The 201-nt window shown below is 76.1% G+C and carries 1 protein-coding gene; it reads right to left on the bottom strand.

Annotated features, from left to right (window positions below):
- Positions 1-201 (bottom strand): hypothetical protein (locus FJ658_RS16235; protein WP_181408479.1); only part of this gene is annotated, 201 nt, incomplete at both ends.

The following is a 201-nucleotide window of genomic DNA, read 5'->3' as shown; positions in this document are numbered from 1 at the left end:
GTCGCCGACGGCGCGCGCCCGTGCGATTCGTCGATGGCGAGGAACCAGAGCGGGGGAGCGTCGGGCGCGCGTTCGAAGGGGATGCCGACGTGCAGCAGACCGTGCGGCGTCGCCGAGGTGCGCCAGGCGAGGGTCGCGTCGTCCGGAACCCGGGCGACGTAGGCGCCCTCGGGGTGGCCCACGCCCTCCCACGCCTCCACG

Source organism: Schumannella sp. 10F1B-5-1 (assembly GCF_006517535.1).
Taxonomy (GTDB): domain Bacteria; phylum Actinomycetota; class Actinomycetes; order Actinomycetales; family Microbacteriaceae; genus Schumannella.
Note: the sequence above shows the minus strand (reverse complement) of the source record. Positions and strands in the feature narration are given on the sequence as shown.